At 52.6% G+C, this 5,400-nt stretch carries 7 protein-coding genes; 6 read left to right on the top strand and 1 reads right to left on the bottom strand.

Annotated elements, in window-relative coordinates:
* Nucleotides 1-98 precede the first annotated feature (98 nt).
* A complete protein-coding gene (locus H6F43_RS09795) occupies nt 99-857 on the top strand; it encodes a MerR family transcriptional regulator (RefSeq protein ID WP_190342598.1) in 759 nt (252 codons plus the stop codon).
* Between the two features lie 331 nt (nt 858-1,188).
* Nucleotides 1,189-1,752 carry a GNAT family N-acetyltransferase gene (locus tag H6F43_RS09790; protein WP_190342597.1) on the top strand — a complete coding sequence of 188 codons (564 nt, stop codon included), beginning with the start codon at nt 1,189-1,191 and terminating at the stop codon, nt 1,750-1,752.
* Nucleotides 1,753-2,051: 299 nt separating this feature from the next.
* Here the strand turns inward: H6F43_RS09790 and H6F43_RS09785 are convergent, their stop codons facing one another.
* Entirely contained in the window at nt 2,052-3,305 is a 1,254-nt protein-coding gene (locus H6F43_RS09785; protein ID WP_190342600.1) for an RNA polymerase sigma factor, read from the bottom strand.
* Nucleotides 3,306-3,500: 195 nt separating this feature from the next.
* Here H6F43_RS09785 and H6F43_RS09780 point away from each other — a divergent pair, with 195 nt between their 5' ends.
* The 4 genes from H6F43_RS09780 (at nt 3,501) to H6F43_RS09765 (ending at nt 5,330) form a co-directional block, all read left to right on the top strand.
* Nucleotides 3,501-3,857 (top strand): YciI family protein, encoded by a 357-nt coding sequence (locus H6F43_RS09780; RefSeq protein ID WP_190342596.1) that lies wholly within the window; start codon nt 3,501-3,503, stop codon nt 3,855-3,857.
* 68 nt (nt 3,858-3,925) lie between these two features.
* A complete protein-coding gene (locus tag H6F43_RS09775) occupies nt 3,926-4,381 on the top strand; it encodes a nuclear transport factor 2 family protein (RefSeq protein ID WP_242025471.1) in 456 nt (151 codons plus the stop codon).
* A gap of 31 nt (nt 4,382-4,412) precedes the next feature.
* The gene (locus tag H6F43_RS09770) at nt 4,413-4,823 is read left to right on the top strand and encodes a VOC family protein (RefSeq protein WP_190342595.1); all 411 of its coding nucleotides are present in this window, start codon (nt 4,413-4,415) and stop codon (nt 4,821-4,823) included.
* Between the two features lie 99 nt (nt 4,824-4,922).
* Entirely contained in the window at nt 4,923-5,330 is a 408-nt protein-coding gene (locus H6F43_RS09765) for a VOC family protein (RefSeq protein WP_190342594.1), read from the top strand.
* The last annotated feature ends 70 nt before the right edge of the window (nt 5,331-5,400 follow it).

Genomic DNA, 5,400 nt, shown 5'->3' with positions numbered 1-5,400 from the left:
TTTTTTCGCGCCTGCTCTTGACCCTGACGCAGCGTGAGGTTTTTACCATAGACTCATCCACAAATTGAGAAGGTCTCTAAACCGCAAGGAGGGAAGAGATGCGATCGGTTGCATTAAAGGTGGGCGATCTCGCGAAACAAACCGGAGTCTCGGTGCGGACGTTGCATTACTACGACGAGATCGGCTTACTCTCGCCATCTCACCGCACGGAAACAGGCTATCGGCTGTATGGCGAGGGTGACATCGTTCGCTTGCAGCAAATTGTGTCGCTGCGGCAAATCGGCTTCTCTTTAGAGCAGATCCGAGAGTGTTTAGAACAGAGCGCGTTTTCACCTCATCATGTGGTGCAACTGCATCTGTCTCGACTGAAGGAGCAGATGGCGCTACAGCAGCAGCTTTATGCTCGATTGGAGGCGATCGCCACTCGCTTGCGATCGACCGAGGCAATCTCGATTCAGGAGTTTATTCAATTAATTGAGGTCACGAACATGGTTGGCAAATACTACACCCCAGAACAGCAAGAGTATCTCAAAGAAAGAAGGGAACTGTTGGGTGAGGGACGGATTCGGCAAGTCGAAGCGGAATGGCAAGACTTGATTGAGCAAGCTCGCACGGAAATGACCAATGGGACTGATCCAGCAAGCGAATCGGTGCAAGCCCTAGCTCGACGCTGGCAGTCGTTGATCCAGGAGTTTACTGGAGGCGATGCGGGAATTGAACAGTCGTTGCAGACGATGTACCAACACGAAGGACCAGAAATTGCCAGCCGGGGCGCTGTTGTTGAACCAGAAGCGACGGCAATGTGGGAATACATGGGCAGAGCAATGGCTGCCCTAAAGCAAACACAGCAGGAGTAGTTTGAGCGATCGCGAAGCGTTGAGATTTATCTGATGCATTCGGTGATACGCTTGTTGACCAGTCTGAGCACATGAGCAAAACGATAGGAACGCAATTGCGCAATTTCTGCTAGCTTAGCCAAGCAGCTATTTCGATCCAGATTTGCGTGGATACAATCAAGGACTTTGCGCGGCTGAGGTTGAGTCACACCAATTCTCTAAATTCCAGCTACAGATCAAACCACAAAAGGTAGGCGGAATCGAGCTTCTGCAATTCCGAATTCCGAATTCGTATCAAATCACCTGCAATTGGTTTGACTCAACGTAAATAAGTTGAATACTGAGCCAAATCATGGATGAGAATCAAACCAGTGCTCCTCAACCCAGCAGTATTTCCATTCGCGTCAGAGCGCTTTCTCCTGCTGACGCGGAATCCTATCGGGTTGTGCGTCTGCGGGCGCTTCACGAACAGCCGCCAGCGTTCGGCTCGTTGCCAGAGGATGAACCTGCTCTTTCTGAAATTGCTGCAAGACTCGCAGAGAGCGACGATCGCTGCTTCTTTGGAGCGTTTCAGAACGATCAACTGATTGGCATCGTTCGGATTTCTCGCTATTCCGCAGCCAACGAGAAGCACCGCGCTTATCTTGGAGGACTCTATGTTTTACCCGCATTTCGTCGCACGGGCTGTGGTCGATCGTTGGTCAAGCAGGCGTTGAGTTGGGCAACAAACGCGCAAACGATTAGGAGAGTCAACTTAACGGTTGTGACTCAACAAAAGGCGGCGATCGATCTTTATCGATCGCTTGGCTTCCGCATCTACGGTACTGAGCAAGAGACATTCTCGAAAGCCGGACGCTTCTACGATGAACACTTAATGACGTTGGAACTCACCTCGGAGAATCACCACAATCCCTAACAGTGATATACGCCTCCATCAGTCCCAACGATTCACCATTGAGAAATTCGAGAAAGTTAAATTGAATAAGGGCTTGTGATGTGTTTTAGCGATCGCTGTCCAGGTTCGATCGTCATCCTGGATGCTCTTTGCCGATCGAGCCGCACGCCAACAAGCTATCGTAGCCTATGCCACGATTTCTGAGGCAACACTGCAACGCGCCAAGGGATGGGCGGTCTTCTTTGGAATCCTACTACTCGATACAGGGCTAGTAGATAACCCTCGAAACGCAGTCATAGGAGAACGCATATTGCGCCGTGTTATTGAAGACGCTGGACTTCGCGTAGACGACGTTCCAGGAAGCGACGTTCGCTGTCATTCGTGACCAGTTCCAGGGCGCGTGCGTAGCTCTGGGCGGCTTCCGAGGCTCCGATGCGACGCAGCAGATCGGCACGGGCAGCGTGAAACAAGTGGTAGCCGTCGAGTTCGGCAGCAAGTCCGTCAATCAGTGCAAGTGCCGTCTGAGGAGTGTCTACCATCGCGATCGCCACCGCCCGATTTAGCGAGACGATCGACGAGGGCTGCAATCGTTCCAGCACACCATACAGTTGAACAATCTGCGCCCAGTCGGTTTCTTCTGCCCGCACCGCCTGACAATGGAGTGCGGCGATCGCCGCCTGCACCGCAAACGCACCCGTTCCACCCCGGAGTGCCTCTTCAACCAGCGGCAGCGCCTCAGCGATCTGTGCTTGGTTCCAGCGCTGCCGATCCTGATCTTCGAGCAGGACCACATCGCCTGCCTCATCTAGACGCGCATCGCGCCGGGAGTCGTGCAGCAGCATCAGCGCTACGAGCGCCGTCACTTCTGAGGCGGGCTGCGATGCCATCAACGTCCGCACCAGTTGCCCCAGGCGAATCGCTTCTGTGCAGAGGTCAGCCCTCACCATTTCACCTCTTGTCGCCGCGTAGCCTTCGTTAAAAATCAGATAGATCACCGTCAGCACTGCGTCGATGCGCGTGGGCAGATCCGTCGTGTCTGGCACTCTGTAAGGAATTCCGGCATCCCGAATCTTGCGCTTGGCGCGCACAAGCCGCTGTGCCATCGTTGCTGTGGGGACGAGAAATGCGCGGGCGATCTCATCCGTCTCCAGTCCGCCCAGCATCCGCAGCGTTAGGGCGACCTGCGACTCGATCGCCAATGCTGGGTGACAGCAGGTGAAGATCAGCCGCAGCCGATCGTCTGGAATTTCGTCAGTGTCGTAGGTTGGCTCCTCGCTGGTGGGAATTAAGCCGGATGCCGCGTACCACTCCAATTTTTCCGTCAGCCGCGTCCGTCGTCGCAGGCGATCGATCGCCTTGTATCGTGCGGTTCGGATGATCCAGGCGCGGGGAAGATCCGGAATGCCGGTGGACTGCCACTGATTCACAGCCGCCGTAAAAGCCTCTTGCGCCGCTTCTTCAGCCACATCAAAATCTCCTACCAGCCGAATCAGGATGGCGACGATCCGCCCCCATTCAGCCCGATAAACAGCGGCGATCGCCTGAGCAACATTCAATTCTGCGTTTGGAACCATACCTGACATGAAAAATTTCTGGGCAAGGTGTCGATTTGAGCAATTGCCGTTCGACTGACTGATAGAAGCAAGCAAGAGAGGTCAAGCCCGATCGTAACGGATGATAAAAATTTTCTGGTGAGCTGTCGATCTGAGCGATCGCCGTTCGACTGACTTACAAAGGAAGCAACAAGGGGAAACAACGGAGGCAACCGAATGAAATATGTGCTGCTGATTTACCTGGAAGAAAATGCTCTGAGCGACACCGAACGGGAGCGCTGCTATGGGGAATCCGCGCAGCTCGCGCAACAGCTCAACGCGAAGGGTCAATATCTAACAACCGCTCCGCTCCACCCGGTTGCCACTGCAACCAGCGTTCGGGTGCGCGACGGCAAGCCGCTTGTGACCGATGGACCGTTTGCCGAAACCCGTGAACAGTTGGGTGGGTTCTTCCTGATCAATGCTCACGATCTCGATGAAGCGATCGCGATCGCCGCTCAGATTCCGGGTGCACAAGTCGGCACCGTCGAAATTCGTCCCGTCCTGGAAGTTGCGGGCTTGCCGGAGAAATAGTGCCTGTCCCGCGCAGCCGCCATTCTGACAAGAAAGACGCCAATAAATAAATTTCACAAGGAGAAACAATGGTTACTCAACTGACAACGGAAACCACCCATACACAGGATGAAGCTCAGATTCGTCAACTAATCGGCGATCAGCAGCGTGCCATTTGCGCCAAAGATGTAGACCAAATCATGGCTTACTACGCCACAAATGTCATTTTCTTCGATTGTAAGCCGCCATTCCAAACCCAAGGTACAGATGCTTTCCGCCGCACTTGGGAGGAGTGCTTACCCTACTTCCCAAACTCCTTTGGAACAGAGATACGGGATCTCAACATCGTCGTGAGTGGTGACTTAGCGATCGCTCACTGGCTCTTGCGCTTTACAGGAGAAGAGGATCACCCAGCGATGCAAACTTGGCTGCGGTTTACGGCTGCATATCAGCGGCAACAGGGCAAATGGCAAATTGTGCATGAGCATTGTTCTGTTCCCTTTGATCCGCACACCTCTCAAGCTGTCTTGACGCTAAACCCATAGCCAACTTACTGAACCACCTCAGGAGCAATCTGTGAAAATCAATTCTTATCTCATGTTCAACGGCAACTGTGAGCCAGCGTTCAAGTTCTATGAGCAGTGTCTTGGCGGCAAAATCACCATGATGATGACTCATAAAGAGGCACCCTCGGCAGAACATGTGCCCTCTGAATGGCATGACAAAATCATGCACGTCTGCCTTGAGCTAGGCGATCGCCTCTTGATGGGGTCTGATAGTCCGCCTGGATACTTTGAAACCCCTCAAGGCTTCTGCGTGCAGATTAGCGTTGAGGAACCCGCCGAGGCAGAACGCATTTTTCACGCACTGGCAGAAAACGGCAAAGTGAACATGCCGATCGAGCAAACGTTCTGGTCTGTCCGCTTTGGCATGTTGGTCGATCAGTTTGGCACTCCGTGGATGGTTAACTGCGAGAAAGCGGCTTAATTTTTCATTCTAAACGATGCCTGCGGGCATCCCCTTTGAACTCAATCAGCAGCGACAAATCGCTGATTCTTTACCCTGCAATATTCAACGGAAGAGACTATGAGCACCAAAATTTTCGTCAATCTGCCCGTCAAAAACCTCAATGCCTCGATCGAGTTCTTTACGCAGCTCGGCTATCAGTTCAATGCTCAATTCACGGATGAAACGGCTACCTGCATGATTGTGAGCGAGGATATCTTCGTCATGCTCTTGACCGAGGAGAAGTTCAAAACCTTCACGCCAAACGCGATTTGTGACGCAACAAAAAATACTGAAGTATTGGTGTGCTTGTCTACTGAAAGCCGAGAAGCCATTGATGACCAAATTCGCAAGGCGATCGCGGCTGGCGGCACAACCTACAAGGAACCCCAAGATTATGGGTTTATGTATGCACATGGGTTTCAAGATCTAGATGGACACATTTGGGAACTGATGTACATGGAGCCAGAGGCAATTAATCAAGGTTGAGAAGACCTCGAAAGAGGTACGGGAATGGGGACACGAAAACCGTTCATTCAAAATCTGTGTCCCCTACTCA

The organism is Leptolyngbya sp. FACHB-36, assembly GCF_014695955.1.
Taxonomy (GTDB): domain Bacteria; phylum Cyanobacteriota; class Cyanobacteriia; order Leptolyngbyales; family Leptolyngbyaceae; genus FACHB-36.
This window is presented reverse-complemented; position numbering and strand designations above follow the sequence as displayed.